General features: G+C 65.7%; 17 protein-coding genes and 1 riboswitch. Of the genes, 12 read left to right on the top strand and 5 right to left on the bottom strand.

The genetic code is table 11. The features are described 5' to 3' along the window. Positions 1-6 precede the first annotated feature (6 nt). The 12 genes from GL300_RS08595 (at position 7) to GL300_RS08540 (ending at position 9,783) form a co-directional block, all read left to right on the top strand. Positions 7-1,173, top strand: a complete 1,167-nt coding sequence (locus GL300_RS08595; protein WP_155039179.1) for a nucleotide sugar dehydrogenase — start codon at positions 7-9, stop codon at positions 1,171-1,173. Next, positions 1,170-2,168: an NAD-dependent epimerase/dehydratase family protein gene (locus GL300_RS08590; protein ID WP_155039178.1), complete on the top strand. Its 999-nt coding sequence runs from the start codon at positions 1,170-1,172 to the stop codon at positions 2,166-2,168. The genes GL300_RS08595 and GL300_RS08590 overlap by 4 nt, the downstream gene beginning before the upstream one ends. 42 nt (positions 2,169-2,210) lie before the next feature. Then, a riboswitch (TPP riboswitch) is annotated at positions 2,211-2,315 on the top strand. 69 nt (positions 2,316-2,384) lie between these two features. Beyond that, a complete protein-coding gene (gene thiD, locus GL300_RS08585; protein WP_155039177.1) occupies positions 2,385-3,200 on the top strand; it encodes a bifunctional hydroxymethylpyrimidine kinase/phosphomethylpyrimidine kinase in 816 nt (271 codons plus the stop codon). Then, positions 3,197-4,174 (top strand): FAD-dependent oxidoreductase, encoded by a 978-nt coding sequence (locus tag GL300_RS08580; RefSeq protein ID WP_155039176.1) that lies wholly within the window; start codon positions 3,197-3,199, stop codon positions 4,172-4,174. Before thiD ends, GL300_RS08580 begins: the two co-directional genes overlap by 4 nt. After that, positions 4,158-4,355 carry a sulfur carrier protein ThiS gene (thiS, locus tag GL300_RS08575; protein WP_155039175.1) on the top strand — a complete coding sequence of 66 codons (198 nt, stop codon included), beginning with the start codon at positions 4,158-4,160 and terminating at the stop codon, positions 4,353-4,355. Before GL300_RS08580 ends, thiS begins: the two co-directional genes overlap by 17 nt. A gap of 1 nt (position 4,356) precedes the next feature. Next, entirely contained in the window at positions 4,357-5,121 is a 765-nt protein-coding gene (locus GL300_RS08570) for a thiazole synthase (RefSeq protein WP_155039174.1), read from the top strand. Then, positions 5,118-5,714, top strand: coding sequence for a thiamine phosphate synthase (locus GL300_RS08565; RefSeq protein WP_155039173.1), 597 nt, complete (start codon positions 5,118-5,120; stop codon positions 5,712-5,714). The genes GL300_RS08570 and GL300_RS08565 overlap by 4 nt, the downstream gene beginning before the upstream one ends. Then, positions 5,711-6,670, top strand: coding sequence for a HesA/MoeB/ThiF family protein (locus GL300_RS08560; RefSeq protein ID WP_170297625.1), 960 nt, complete (start codon positions 5,711-5,713; stop codon positions 6,668-6,670). The genes GL300_RS08565 and GL300_RS08560 overlap by 4 nt, the downstream gene beginning before the upstream one ends. Then, complete coding sequence (locus tag GL300_RS08555) at positions 6,667-7,605, top strand: ABC transporter substrate-binding protein (protein ID WP_155039171.1); 939 nt, start codon at positions 6,667-6,669, stop codon at positions 7,603-7,605. Before GL300_RS08560 ends, GL300_RS08555 begins: the two co-directional genes overlap by 4 nt. Next, the gene (gene tenA, locus GL300_RS08550; RefSeq protein WP_155039170.1) at positions 7,602-8,270 is read left to right on the top strand and encodes a thiaminase II; all 669 of its coding nucleotides are present in this window, start codon (positions 7,602-7,604) and stop codon (positions 8,268-8,270) included. Before GL300_RS08555 ends, tenA begins: the two co-directional genes overlap by 4 nt. After that, the gene (locus GL300_RS08545; RefSeq protein ID WP_155039169.1) at positions 8,267-9,055 is read left to right on the top strand and encodes an ABC transporter ATP-binding protein; all 789 of its coding nucleotides are present in this window, start codon (positions 8,267-8,269) and stop codon (positions 9,053-9,055) included. Before tenA ends, GL300_RS08545 begins: the two co-directional genes overlap by 4 nt. Continuing rightward, positions 9,052-9,783 (top strand): ABC transporter permease, encoded by a 732-nt coding sequence (locus GL300_RS08540; RefSeq protein ID WP_155039168.1) that lies wholly within the window; start codon positions 9,052-9,054, stop codon positions 9,781-9,783. Before GL300_RS08545 ends, GL300_RS08540 begins: the two co-directional genes overlap by 4 nt. Positions 9,784-9,793: 10 nt before the next feature. Here GL300_RS08540 and mobA read toward each other — a convergent pair whose 3' ends face one another. From mobA to GL300_RS08515, 5 genes are read right to left on the bottom strand one after another with little or no spacing between them, the layout of a single operon-like run. Then, the gene (mobA, locus tag GL300_RS08535) at positions 9,794-10,396 is read right to left on the bottom strand and encodes a molybdenum cofactor guanylyltransferase MobA (protein ID WP_155039167.1); all 603 of its coding nucleotides are present in this window, start codon (positions 10,394-10,396) and stop codon (positions 9,794-9,796) included. Continuing rightward, positions 10,393-10,986, bottom strand: coding sequence for a hypothetical protein (locus tag GL300_RS08530; protein ID WP_155039166.1), 594 nt, complete (start codon positions 10,984-10,986; stop codon positions 10,393-10,395). Before GL300_RS08530 ends, mobA begins: the two co-directional genes overlap by 4 nt. Beyond that, complete coding sequence (locus GL300_RS08525) at positions 10,983-11,801, bottom strand: ABC transporter permease (RefSeq protein WP_155039165.1); 819 nt, start codon at positions 11,799-11,801, stop codon at positions 10,983-10,985. Before GL300_RS08525 ends, GL300_RS08530 begins: the two co-directional genes overlap by 4 nt. Beyond that, positions 11,798-12,520, bottom strand: a complete 723-nt coding sequence (locus GL300_RS08520) for an ABC transporter ATP-binding protein (RefSeq protein WP_155039164.1) — start codon at positions 12,518-12,520, stop codon at positions 11,798-11,800. Before GL300_RS08520 ends, GL300_RS08525 begins: the two co-directional genes overlap by 4 nt. A gap of 39 nt (positions 12,521-12,559) precedes the next feature. Continuing rightward, positions 12,560-13,108 carry a cupredoxin domain-containing protein gene (locus GL300_RS08515; protein ID WP_155039163.1) on the bottom strand — a complete coding sequence of 183 codons (549 nt, stop codon included), beginning with the start codon at positions 13,106-13,108 and terminating at the stop codon, positions 12,560-12,562. Positions 13,109-13,118: the final 10 nt, after the last annotated feature.

Genomic DNA, 13,118 nt, shown 5'->3' with positions numbered 1-13,118 from the left:
GCACGGATGAAGATTGCCGTAGCAGGCTTGGGTTACGTCGGCATGTCGATCGCCGTCCTTTTGGCCCAGCACAACAAGGTCGTCGCACTGGATGTGAATGCGGGTCGCGTCGCGCAGGTCAATGCCCGCCGCTCGCCCATCGAGGACGTCGAGATCAGCCAGTGGCTGGCGGAAAAGGCGCTGGACCTGACCGCCACCACCGACGCGGTTCAGGCGCTTGAGGGCGCGCATTTCGTCATCATCGCGACGCCCACGAATTACGATTCGCGCACCAACCATTTCGACACGTCCAGCGTCCAGCAGGTCATCGAACTGGCCCGGACCCATGCGCCCGAAGCCACCATCGTGGTCAAGTCCACCGTCCCCGTCGGTTTCGTGACCGAGATGCGGGCGCGGTTCGGCTATGACGGAATCATGTTCTCGCCCGAGTTCCTGCGGGAAGGCCGGGCGCTCCATGACAACCTGCATCCCTCGCGCATCGTGGTGGGCGATCACAGCCCGGAAGCGCACGAGATTGCCGAACTGCTGGTGCAGGGCGCGATCCGCAAGGACATGCCGGTCCTGTTCACCGGCGCGGTCGAGGCCGAGGCGATCAAGCTGTTCTCGAACACCTATCTTGCGCTGCGCGTCGCCTATTTCAACGAACTCGACAGCTACTCCATGTCACGCGATCTGAACACGCGCGAGATCATCGAGGGCGTCGGCCTCGATCCCCGGATCGGCGCGCATTACAACAATCCCAGCTTCGGCTATGGCGGCTATTGCCTGCCCAAGGATACCAAGCAGCTTCTGGCGAACTACGATCAGGTGCCGCAGCAGCTGATCGCGGCGGTGGTGGAATCCAACCGCACCCGCAAGGATTTCATCGCCGACCAGATCATCGCCCGGCAGCCCAAGCTGGTTGGCGTTTACCGGCTGGTGATGAAGGCAGGATCGGACAATTTCCGCGACAGCTCGATTCAGGGGATCATGAAGCGGATCAAGGCCAAGGGCATTTCCTGCATCGTCTATGAACCGGTGCTGAAAGAGGACCATTTCTTTCACAGCCCGGTCGTGCGCGATCTGGCGCAGTTCAAGCAGCAGGCCGACCTGATCATCACCAACCGGATCACGTCCGAGCTCGCCGATGTCGCGGACAAGGTCTATACGCGCGATCTGTACGGGGTCGATTGATGCGCGTTCTGATCACGGGTTCGGCCGGGTTCATCGGCTATCATCTGTCGCAATTGCTGCTGGACGAAGGCGCCGAGGTGATCGGGCTGGACGCCCATGACCCCTATTACGACCCGGCCCTGAAGGAAGCGCGCGAGGCGCAGTTGCGCGCCCGCCCCGGCTTCACCGCGATCCGCGCCCGCGTCGAGGAACCCGGCATGCTGGCCGATCTGTTCGCGACCCACCGCCCGGATATGGTGGTGCATCTGGCCGCGCAGGCGGGGGTGCGCCATTCCATCGACAATCCCCGCGCCTATCTGCAGTCGAACATCATCGGCACGTTTGAACTGCTCGAGGCTGCGCGGGCCCATCCGCCGCGACATCTGCTGCTGGCCTCGACCAGTTCGGTCTATGGCGCGAACAAGGACATGCCCTACCGCGAAACCGACAAGGTAGATGCGCAGATGTCCTTCTATGCCGCGTCCAAGAAATCGACCGAGGCGATGGCCCATAGTTACGCCCATCTGTTCGGCCTGCCGGTGACGATGTTCCGCTTCTTCACTGTCTACGGACCATGGGGACGGCCCGACATGGCGCCGTGGCTGTTCACCAACGCGATTCTGGCGGGGCAGCCGATCAAGGTCTTCAACCACGGTGACATGCGGCGGGACTTCACCCATGTCGCCGATCTGGTCCGCGCGATCCGTCTGCTGATGGATGCGGCCCCCGGCGACACACCCGTCGGCCCCGAGGACAGCCTGTCCCCGGTCGCGCCGCATCGCGTGGTCAATATCGGCAATGGCGCGCCGGTCGAGTTGATGGACTTCATCGCCGCGATCGAATCGGCCACCGGGCGGGCGGCGATCAAGGACATGCAGCCCATGCAGCCCGGCGACGTACCCGCGACCTGGGCCGATACCACCTTGCTGCGCCGCCTGACCGGCTATGCGCCGCAAACGCAGGTTACGCAGGGCGTCGCCGATTACGTCGACTGGTTCCGCAGCTATTACGGATGACCCTTGCGGGACGCAGGCTTCGGCCCTAGGTTGTCGTCATAATTTCTACACTTGGGGAGTCCCGCAACGGGGCTGAGAGGTGCCAGGCACCGACCCATCGAACCTGATCCGGGTCATGCCGGCGTAGGGAAGGGTAGAGCGCCTTGGCCGGGTCCCCCGGTTTCGTGCGCGCATATCCCCCAGACCGCATGACCCGCTGATGACGAAAGGCGGGCCATGACATATCCCATCGCCCTGACCATTGCCGGCTCTGACAGCGGTGGTGGCGCGGGCATTCAGGCGGATCTGAAAAGCTTCTCGGCTTTGGGGGTCTATGGCGCATCCGTGATCACAGCGATCACCGCGCAGAACACCCGCACCGTCGCCGCGGTCGAATCCGTCAGCCCCGGCATGGTCGCGGCCCAGATCGACGCGGTTTTCGGCGATCTGGATATCCGCGCGGTCAAGATCGGCATGGTTGGCGGCCCCGAGCGGATCGCGGCAGTCGCCGACCGGCTGAAGGTCTTTCAGGAGGCCGGCCCCTTTCCCATCGTGCTCGACCCGGTGATGGTGGCGAAATCGGGCGATGCGCTGCTGCCCGATCAGGCCGTGGCTGCGCTGCGCGACTGCCTGATTCCCCTGGCCACCGTGCTGACCCCGAACCTGCCCGAGGCAGCCCGGCTTCTGGATCTTGCCCCGGCCGACACGCCCGAGGCCATGCAGGAACAGGGTCAGGCGCTGCTGGCTCTTGGCGCAACCCATGTGCTGGTGAAGGGCGGGCATGCCTCGGGCGACATCTGCACCGACCTGCTGATCGGGCCGCAACCGCTGGCCCTGTCGGCCCCGCGCCAGAACACCCGCAACACGCATGGCACGGGATGCTCACTGTCCTCGGCCATCGCGGCGGGTCTGGCGCAGGGGATGGACGTCGCCGAAGCCGTCACCCGCGCCCATCGCTGGCTGCAAGGCGCGATTGCCGCCGCCGATGACCTGTCCGTCGGGCTGGGTCACGGCCCGGTCCATCACTTCCACGCGCTATGGGGACAGTCATGACCGAAGTCACCATCCTTGGGGCCGGGGTCATGGGCCTGTCGATCGCCACCGAACTGGCCTCACGCGGGCTGACGCCGCGCCTGATCGATCCGGCAGGCAAGCCCGGCGCGCATGCCTGCAGCTGGCGCGCGGGCGGCATGCTTGCCCCCTATTGCGAGGCCGAAAGCGCCGAGCCGGTCGTCGTCCGCCATGGCCGCAACGCTGCTGATTGGTGGCAGGCGCAGGGCGTCGAGGTCACCCATCGCGGCACGCTGGTCCTTGCCCCGTCACGCGACCGGGCGGAACTGGACCGCTTTGCCCGCATGACCGAAGCCCATTCCCCCGTCGATGCCGAGACCATCGCCACGCTGGAACCCGAGCTTGAAGGCCGCTTTGCCCGCGGCCTGTTCTTCGGCACCGAATCCCACCTGAACCCGCGTGAGGCGCTGCGCGTCCTGCGCGACCGGTTGGCGGAAAAGGGCATCGAAATTGAAACCGACGCCGCACCCACCGGCCTGACTGTCGATGCACGCGGCCTGTCCGCCCGCGACGAACTTGCCGACCTGCGCGGCGTCCGCGGTGAGATGCTGGTCCTGCGCTGCCCCGAGGTGACCCTGACCCGCACCGTCCGCCTGCTGCATCCGCGCATCCCGCTTTACATCGTCCCACGCGGCGAAGGCATCTACATGATCGGCGCGACCATGCTGGAAACCGGCGGCAAATACCGCGTCACCGCCCGGTCCGCGGTCGAGATGCTTTCCGCCGCCTATGCCCTGCATCCCGGCTTCGCCGAGGCCGAGATCCTCGAGCTTGGCTCGGACGCACGCCCCGCCTTCCCCGACAACCTGCCCCGCCTGCGCCGGCGCGGGAACACGCTTTATGCCAATGGCCTTTACCGCCACGGCTACCTTCTGGCCCCCACTGTCGCCCGCATGGCCGCCGATTACATCACCACGGGACAAAGACCGGAGTTCATGGATGAAGATCACCCTTAACGGCGAGGCCCGCGATCTGGCCGGGCCGACCGTGCAGGACGCGCTGGTCCAGATCGGGCTGGGCGGGGCCAAGGTGGCAACCGCGCTGAATGGCGGCTTCCTGCCCGCGCCGTCGCGCGCAGCGACGCAACTGAAGGATGGCGACGCGCTGGAAGTCGTGGCGCCAATGCAGGGGGGCTAGGATGCCTGTCTTTTACGGAACCGATGTCGAAAGCCCGCTGATGCTGGGCACCGCACTTTACCCCTCGCCCGCGATCATGGCCGAGGCATTCCGCGCATCCGGCGCGGGCATCGCCACCGTCAGCCTGCGCCGCGAGGGCGGTGCCGGTCAGGACTTCCACAACCTGATCAAGGGCCTGAACGTCCCGGTCCTGCCCAATACTGCCGGTTGCCATTCCGTGCGCGAGGCCGTGACCACCGCCCAGATGGCCCGCGAGTTGTTCGACACGCCATGGATCAAACTGGAAGTCATCCGCGACGATGACACCCTTTGCCCCGACGTGATCGCGCTGGTCGAAGCCGCACGCATTCTGTCCGATGACGGCTTTCAGGTCTTTCCCTATTGCACCGAGGATCTTTCGGTCTGCGGGCGTCTGCTGGATGCTGGCTGCGAAGTGCTGATGCCTTGGGGCGCGCCGATCGGTTCGGGCCGGGGGCTGAACAATCCCTACGGGTTGCGCTCGGTCCGGGCACATTTCCCCGATGTGCCGCTGGTCGTCGATGCCGGGATCGGCCTGCCCAGCCATGCCGCCCAAGCGATGGAACTGGGCTTTGACGCGGTGCTTCTGAACACCGCTGTCGCCAAGGCGGGCGATCCGGTCGCCATGGCCCGCGCGATGGCGCTGGCGATTCAGGCCGGGCAACTGGCCCATGCCGCAAACCCGATCGAGGCCCGCGACATGGCCGCTCCCTCGACCCCCGTATTCGGAATGGCAGTACTCGGATGAACTTTCCCCGTTTCTACCCGATCTTCGACAGCGCCGACTGGATCGCGCGCGCCCTGCCGCTGGGTGTGAAGCTGGTGCAGATCCGCATCAAGGATATGGACGGTGACCAACTGGTGCAGGAACTGACCCGCGCCCGCGACCTCTGCCGTGCGCATAACGCGACGCTGGTCGTGAACGACCACTGGCAAACCGCCATGGAGCTGGGTTGCGATTTCATCCATCTGGGGCAAGAGGATCTGGACGTGGCCGACATCCCGGCGATCCGTCGCGCCGGGATGCGGCTGGGTCTGTCGACCCATGACCATGCCGAGCTGGACCGCGCACTGGCGCTGGCCCCGGATTATATCGCCCTTGGCCCGGTCTGGCCCACCATCCTGAAAAAGATGAAATGGGAACAGCAGGGGCTGGAACGCGTCAGCGAATGGCGCAAGCTGGTGGGCGATACACCGCTGGTCGCCATTGGCGGCGTGACCCCGGAACGCGCGACTCTCGCCTATGCGGCGGGTGCCGACATTGCCTCGGCAGTGACCGACATCACCCTGAATCCTGATCCCGAAGCCCGCATCCGCGAATGGCTGCAGGTGGCCGCATGAGTCGCCATGCCCGCCAGATCATCCTGCCCGAGGTCGGGGCGGCGGGTCAGGCGACCATTGCCGCCGCCCATGTCCTGATCGTCGGCGCGGGCGGGCTGGGCGTCCCGGCGCTGCAATATCTGGTGGGCGCAGGCATCGGCCGGATCACCCTGATCGATCCCGATTCCGTCGAGGAATCCAACCTGCACCGCCAGCCGATCTATTCGATGGCGGATATCGACCAGCCAAAGGCACAGGCCGCAACTGGCTTCGCGGCCCGGCTGGACCCCAGCATCAGGATCAGCGCGCTGGTCGAACGCCTGACCCCCGCGAATGCTGCGGATCTGGTCGCCGCGGCGGATATCGTGCTGGACTGCGCCGACAGCTACGCGGCCAGCTATACCCTGTCGGATGCTTGCCTGGCCGCCCGGAAACCTTTGATCTCGGCCTCGGCTCTGGGACTGTCGGGCTATGTCGGCGGCTTCTGCGGCGGTGCGCCCAGCCTGCGCGCACTGTTCCCCGACCCGCCCGACAGTGGCCAGACCTGCGCCAGCGCCGGTGTGCTTGGCCCGGTCGTGGGGATGCTGGGCTGCCTTCAGGCGCAGATAGCTCTGGGCGTACTGCTGGGCCTGCAGCCCTCGCCGCTGGGCCAGTTCACCCGGCTGGAGCATGGCCGCTTCACCCAGTTCCGCTTTGACGGCGCACCCGAAAACGACGGTCCCCGCTTCATTGCGCCCGAAGACATCCGCAACGGCGATCTGGTCATCGACCTGCGCCCTGCCGATGAGGCCCCGCGCAAGGCCACGCCCGACGCCTTGCGCGATCCCGGCTACGGCCCGACCGGCCCCCTGCCCGAACCCGGCCAGCGCATCGTGCTGGCCTGCCGCTCTGGCCTGCGCTCATGGCGCGCAGCCGAAGCCCTGTCCCGCCGCTGGAACGGCGAGATCACCCTGCTTGCCCTTGGAGGAGACACATGAAGCATTTCGCCCTGACCGCCACGCTGGCCCTGCTGGCCCAACCCGCACTGGCCGCAGATAAGGTCACGCTGATGCTGGACTGGTTCGTGAACCCCGACCATGCCCCGATCATCGTCGCGCAGGAAAAGGGCTTCTTCAAAGATGAGGACCTCGAGGTCGAGATCGTGGCCCCCGCCGATCCCGCCGATCCGCCAAAGCTGGTCGCCGCAGGCAAGGCCGATCTGGCGATCAGCTACCAGCCGCAGCTGCATCTGCAGGTGCATGAGGGCCTGCCGCTGAAGCGCGTCGGCACGCTGATTGCAACGCCGCTGAACTGCCTGATGGTCAAGGCCGACGGCCCGGTCCAGAAGATCGAGGATCTGAAGGGCAAGAAGATCGGCTATTCGGTCTCGGGGGTCGAGGATGCGCTGATCGGCCAGATCCTGAAGACCGCGGGCCTGAGCATGGCCGATGTCGAGATGGTCAATGTGAACTGGTCGCTCTCGCCCGCCCTGATCGCCGGTCAGGTCGATGCCACGATCGGCGCCTATCGCAATTTCGAGCTGACCCAGATGCGTCTGGAAGGCGCCGAAGGGAAATGCTTCTTCGTCGAGGAACAAGGCGTTCCGACCTATGACGAGCTGATCTTCGTGGCCAACCCGCAGGTTCTGGACAAGGCCAAGACCCAGCGCTTCCTGCACGCGGTCGAGCGCGGCGCGCAATACATGGTCAACCACCCCGACGAGGCATGGGAGCTGTTTTCCGGTACTGCGCCCGACCTCAAGGACGAGCTGAACGCCGCCGCGTGGAAGGAAACTCTGCCCCGTTTCTCGCAAAGCCCGGCGGCGCTGGATCAGGGCCGATATGCCCGCTTCGAGACCTTCCTGCATGAGGCCGGATTGGTCGACAACGTCCTGCCGGTCTCGGAACTGGCCGTGGATCTGGGGGCGCAATGAGCTACGGTCATACCTTCGCCAACTGGCGCGATGCGGCATCCGATTGGGACGCCTATACCCGCCACCCGTTTGTTCAGGGCATGTGCGACGGCACGCTGCCACGCGTCGACTTCCTGACCTACCTGGTGCAGGATTACCTGTTCCTGATCCATTTCTCGCGCGCTTGGGCGCTGGCGGTGGTCAAGGCAGGCGATCTGGATGAAATGCGCGCCTGCTCGGCCACGGTCCATGCGCTGCTGGACCATGAGATGTCGCTGCATGTCCAGACCTGCGCGGCAGCGGGCATCGACATTGAGGCCATGACCCGCACGCCCGAGGCGATGACCAATATCGCCTATACGCGCTATGTCATGGATGCGGGTCTGTCGGGCGATTTCCTTGACCTGCTGGCGGCGCTGATGCCTTGCGTGCTGGGGTATGGCGAAATCGGCACGCGACTGGCACGCGAGGCAGCGAACGACACCCCCTATCGCGACTGGATCGAGACCTATGCCGGTCCCGAATATCAGGAGGCCTGCGCCAAGGCAGGCGCGCTTCTGGACAACGCGATCCGCAAGCGGCTGGGCGACAATCCCGAAGCCCTGCCCCGCTGGACCGCGCTGCGCGAACGCTTCGCCACGGCGACCCGGCTTGAGGTCGCCTTCTGGGATCTGGGCCGGGCATGACCATCGCGCGGGTCCGGGGACAGGCATGGGTCGGCGATACGCCTCTGTTCGCACCCGTCGATCTGACGCTGGCAGAAGGCGGCTGGACCTGCCTGCTGGGCCCCTCGGGGGTCGGCAAGTCGACGATCCTGCGCCTGATCGCCGGGCTTGAAACCGGCGCGCGTTTCGACGGCGAGGTCACCCGCAGCACCCCCGTTGCCCTGATGGCGCAGGACCCCGGCCTGATCCCTTGGCTGGATGTCACCGGCAATGTCACCATCGGTGCCCGCCTGCGCGGCGACCTTCCGGCTTCTTTCTTGCCTAAATATCCCGGGGGACGCCGCTCTGGCCCCATTAAGGGGCCGGAGCGGCGGGGGGCAGAGCCCCCTGCCGACCCCAACACCCGCGCCAAGACCCTGATCGACGCGGTCGGCCTTGGCGACCGTGCCGATCACCTGCCCGCCAACCTGTCTGGCGGACAACGCCAGCGCGTGGCTCTGGCCCGAACCCTGTTCGAGGACCGGCCATTGGTCCTGCTGGACGAACCCTTTTCGGCGCTGGATGCAAGAACGCGGGCGCAGATGCAGGACCTGTCGGCGCGGCTTCTGGCCGGACGAACCGTCCTGCTGGTCACCCACGACCCGGCCGAGGCCGCGCGCCTGAGCGACCGCATTCTGTTGCTGCGCGAAGAAGGCCTGACCGAATGGCCCGTTCCCTTGCCCCGCCCACAAGGCGCCGCCCGACCCTATGACGCACCCGAGGTGCTGACCCTGCAGACCGACCTGATGCGGGGAATGATGGCATGAGAACGGTTCTTGCCCTGATCGTCACCGTCCTTGTCCTGTGGCAGGGCGTCATCTGGCTGGCGGGCATGCCGCCGTTTCTGCTGCCCTCGCCCGGCGCGGTAGCCGAGGCACTATGGCTGAACCGCGCCGAAATCGCGCGCCATGCGGGCTTCACATTGGCCGAGGTCATGCTGGGTTTCCTGCTGGGCTCGGTCCTTGGCGCGGGACTGGCCATCGCCATGGGATTTTCGGAACGCCTTACCGGCGTACTGCGCCCGATCCTGACCTTCAGCCAGACCATCCCGGTCTTTGCGCTGGCCCCGATCCTGACGCTGTGGCTGGGCTTTGGCATGGCCCCAAAGATCGCGGTGACGGTGCTGATCGTGTTTTTCCCGGTCGCCTCGGCCTTTCTTGACGGCCTCAGCCGCACGCCGCAGGCGGCGCTGGATCTGGCACAGGTCATGGGCGCGTCGCGCGGGCGGATCATGCGCCACCTGCGTATTCCAGCGGCTCTGCCGCAACTGGCCACCGGACTGCGGCTGGCGGCGGTCTATGCGCCGATCGGCGCGGTCATCGGCGAATGGGTCGGCGGCGCGCGCGGCCTTGGCGCGCTGATGATCCATGCCAATGGCCGGATGAAGACCGATCTGGTCTTTGCCGCGCTACTGGTCCTGTCGGTGATGACGGTGATCTTTGCGCGGCTGGTCGCGATGGCGCTGGCACGGGCATGGCGGCGCTACGGGGTGTAACCCTGCCCGCTTACAGGTAGCGGGCAGCCTCGGCCAGATCCTGCGGGGTATTGAGATTCATGAACGGATCGAACGGATTGCTGTCAAAGACTGCGCGGCCCGGATTATAGGCCGCAGCGAATTGCCCGGTGCGGTGCAGGCCCGATTCCAGCGCCGCCCGCAGGTCACCCGCAATCGCCACCGGCCACAGCCCGCAGGTCGGGTGATCGCGCAGCTCTCCGGTTTCATCGGCGCTGGCCGCGACTGCCAGTCCCGAGCGACCCCGCGCCTCGCACAGGCGATGGACCAGATCCAGCGGCAGGAACGGCGTATCCACGCTGACGCTGACCACCGCATCGGCCCCCAGCGCCGCCGCCCATTCCATCCCCGCCAGAACCCCGGCCAAGGGCCCCGGAAAGCCCGCAAACCCGTCCGAGATCACTGGCACGTCGTAATCCTCGAACTGGTCGGGATCGCCATTGGCGTTGACCGCTACAGCGCTGCATTGCGGGCGCAGCCGGCCCAAGACGCGCGAGATCAGGGTTTCCCCGGCCAGCAGGCGCAGGCCCTTGTTGCCTCCGCCCATTCGGGTGGACAGCCCTCCGGCAAGGATGACGGCGGGCGGCAGGCTCATTTCAGGCCAGCCTGAATGGCACGGGCCAAGGCGAACACCCTTTGCTCAAGGATGACCGGGGTTTCGCAGACATAGGTCAGCGATTGCTGGCGGTCCTGAAAGATGCGCATGTCCCAGTCGAGTTGCTTTTCCTGCTCATCGATGGCGTCGAAATCGGGGCTTGGAGCCTTTTCCATCTCGGCCATCTTGGCGCGATGATCCTCGATCCTTTTGGCAAGGTCCACCTGCTTGTGGCCATAGCGCGCGATCCCGGAAATCAGCGCCGAACGCTGCGGCTCGATCCGGTCGAGGACGGCGACCATCAGCGCGGTCAGTTTCGCATTGTCCGCCTGCGCGGCGAATGTCCCGATCTCGGCGGTGGCCTGATCGATTGGCAGGCGGCGCTGCTCCAGCCGGTCGGCCAGATGCGCGATATCTGGCGAGCGGGCCAGTTCGCGCACGGCATCGTCAGGCTCGGGCCCGGTCCACATCTGGCCCAGCGACAGATGTGGCTGCTTGCGCTGGATGCAGGGCCAGTCGGGATCGGTGCCGGATTCGGCATGGGCGACCCCCGTGGCTGCCAAGGACATCGCGAATATCAGAAACTTCATGCTCCCCCCTTTCTGCGTGCCCACAGCCCCTTGGCCGGATCATACATGAAGACCGCCGCGCCAAAGAACAGGATCAGGCACCCCGTCACCACCAAGAAGGACAGAAGATCGAACTGTCCGTAAAGCGCAAATCGGATCAACTCCACCGCATGGGTGAAGGGATTGATGGCGCAGATTTCATGCAGCAGGGTCGAGCTTTCCCGCATCCGCCACAGCGGGTAAAGCGCGGTCGAGGCAAAGAACATCGGGAAGATGACGAAGTTCATCACGCCCGCGAAATTCTCAAGCTGCCGGATGGCCGAGGACAGGAACAGCCCCATCGCCCCCAGCATCAGCCCCGACAGGATCAGCGCCGGCAGCACGGTCAGGTATCCGATCGGCGGCGGCTCCACATCCCAGAACCATGCGATCGCAAGGAAGGTGTAAACCTGGATGATCGACACGATCACCCCCGCGACCAGCTTCGACCCCAGCAGGAACCAGCGTGGGAAGGGACTGACCAGCAGGGTGCGCATCGCCCCGGTCTCTCGGTCATAGACCATCGACAGCGAGGATTGCATGCCGTTGAACAGCTGGATCATCGCAACCAGACCGGGGGTCACATAGACCTCGTACAGCACATAGGTCTGGTAGGGCGGCGTGATCGACAGGCCCAGCACCGCACGGAACCCGGCGGCAAAGATGAACAGCCAGACCAGGGGGCGCACCAGCGCCGCAAGGAAGCGACCGCGCTGATTGACGAAGCGCAGCGTCTCGCGCCGGGCAATGCCAAGAAAGGCCGTCAGCCACATGCGCGGGGTCAGGGCGTGGCTCATGCGTCTTCCCCTGTCAGGCGCAGGAAGGTGCGGGTCAGGTCGTCGCCCTTGGTGACCTCATCTGTCCTGCCCGAGGCCAGAACCTGCCCCTTGTGCAGGATGACCAGCCCGTCCTCGGGGCGGATTTCATCCATGATATGCGTGGCCCATAGCGCCGAGACCCCCTGACGGGTCAGGTTGCGGGTCAGGGCTACCACTTCGGCGCGGGATTTCACGTCCAGACCCACGGTCGCCTCGTCCAGCAGCAGGATTTCGGGGCGGTGGATCAGGGCGCGGGCGATTTCCGCCCGGCGCTGCTGGCCGCCCGAAAGGGCCGAAACCCGGACGCCCAGCTTGTCCGAAAGACCGACCAGCGCCATCACCTCGGTCGCGCGGTCGCGGGTCTCGCGCCGGGTGATGCCATGCAGGGCGGCGTGATAGTCAAGGTTCTGCGCCACGGTCAGGTCGGCATCCAGTGATCGGGACTGGAACACCACCCCCAGCCGGGCCAAGGCCGCGCCGGGTTCGCGCCGCAGGTCATGGCCCGCGACCTCGATCCGGCCCGAGGTGTTGTCGTAAAGCCGGGTGATCAGGGAAAACAACGTCGTCTTGCCCGCGCCATTCACCCCCAGAAGGGCGGTGAAGCTGCCGCGTGGCACGGTCAGCGAGACATTCTTCAGCGCGTGGAACGCCCCGAAATTATGGCTGACATTCTGGATGGAAAGCGCGTCTTGCGGCATTTTTGGCGGGCGCGGGTCGGGCCCGCACCCCCTTTGCGGTTATTGGATGTTGAACACTGCCTGCTGGGTTTCGCCATGCGAGCCGGGAATGGACAGCGTATAGCGTCCCGGCACAATCGCAACGAAACTGAGCGAGGCGGTGCCGGCATCGTCGAATTCCAGCGAATGGACCCCCATCGGACGGATCTCGATATCGTTGATGACGATCTCATTGACCCAGACCGCGCGGAAGAAGTCGCCACCCGACAAAGCCAATTCCTGGCTGCCGTCGGCGGTGATGTCGATGCGGTAATAGCCGCCCGATTTCAGCTTATATTCCGCGCTGGCAACCGGCTTGCCCGAGGCCAGAGTCAGCGGCGCAAGCTGGGTGCGGTTGTCGCGTGCCAGCATCCCCGAGAAACCATAGTCGAATTTTGCAGCGGCCTCATGCACGCCGTCAGTGGCAGCCTCGGCTTCTTCTTCCTCTCCCTCCTCCATTTCGGCGGCCTGAGCAGCGGCATCCTCGGGCTTGGGCTTGGGGGCTTCCTGAGCATAGGCGGGGGCGGCAAGGCCGGCCATCAGCATCAGGATCGTCAGCAAACGGGTCATCTGTTCCTCC

Source organism: Paracoccus litorisediminis (assembly GCF_009711205.1).
Classification (GTDB): Bacteria; Pseudomonadota; Alphaproteobacteria; order Rhodobacterales; family Rhodobacteraceae; genus Paracoccus; species Paracoccus litorisediminis.
The sequence above is the reverse complement of the archived record's forward strand: the minus strand, read 5'-3'. Positions and strand labels throughout refer to the sequence as shown.

Coding starts and splice junctions, on each gene's coding strand:
- GL300_RS08570 (WP_155039174.1), top strand. CDS start 4,357: ATGCCTGTCTTTTACGGAACCGATGTCGAAAGCCCGCTGATGCTGGGC.
- GL300_RS08565 (WP_155039173.1), top strand. CDS start 5,118: ATGAACTTTCCCCGTTTCTACCCGATCTTCGACAGCGCCGACTGGATC.
- mobA (WP_155039167.1), bottom strand. CDS start 10,396: ATGAGCCTGCCGCCCGCCGTCATCCTTGCCGGAGGGCTGTCCACCCGA.
- thiD (WP_155039177.1), top strand. CDS start 2,385: ATGACATATCCCATCGCCCTGACCATTGCCGGCTCTGACAGCGGTGGT.
- GL300_RS08555 (WP_155039171.1), top strand. CDS start 6,667: ATGAAGCATTTCGCCCTGACCGCCACGCTGGCCCTGCTGGCCCAACCC.
- GL300_RS08525 (WP_155039165.1), bottom strand. CDS start 11,801: ATGAGCCACGCCCTGACCCCGCGCATGTGGCTGACGGCCTTTCTTGGC.
- GL300_RS08560 (WP_170297625.1), top strand. CDS start 5,711: ATGAGTCGCCATGCCCGCCAGATCATCCTGCCCGAGGTCGGGGCGGCG.
- GL300_RS08530 (WP_155039166.1), bottom strand. CDS start 10,986: ATGAAGTTTCTGATATTCGCGATGTCCTTGGCAGCCACGGGGGTCGCC.
- GL300_RS08595 (WP_155039179.1), top strand. CDS start 7: ATGAAGATTGCCGTAGCAGGCTTGGGTTACGTCGGCATGTCGATCGCC.
- GL300_RS08515 (WP_155039163.1), bottom strand. CDS start 13,108: ATGACCCGTTTGCTGACGATCCTGATGCTGATGGCCGGCCTTGCCGCC.
- GL300_RS08580 (WP_155039176.1), top strand. CDS start 3,197: ATGACCGAAGTCACCATCCTTGGGGCCGGGGTCATGGGCCTGTCGATC.
- tenA (WP_155039170.1), top strand. CDS start 7,602: ATGAGCTACGGTCATACCTTCGCCAACTGGCGCGATGCGGCATCCGAT.
- thiS (WP_155039175.1), top strand. CDS start 4,158: ATGAAGATCACCCTTAACGGCGAGGCCCGCGATCTGGCCGGGCCGACC.
- GL300_RS08545 (WP_155039169.1), top strand. CDS start 8,267: ATGACCATCGCGCGGGTCCGGGGACAGGCATGGGTCGGCGATACGCCT.
- GL300_RS08540 (WP_155039168.1), top strand. CDS start 9,052: ATGAGAACGGTTCTTGCCCTGATCGTCACCGTCCTTGTCCTGTGGCAG.
- GL300_RS08520 (WP_155039164.1), bottom strand. CDS start 12,520: ATGCCGCAAGACGCGCTTTCCATCCAGAATGTCAGCCATAATTTCGGG.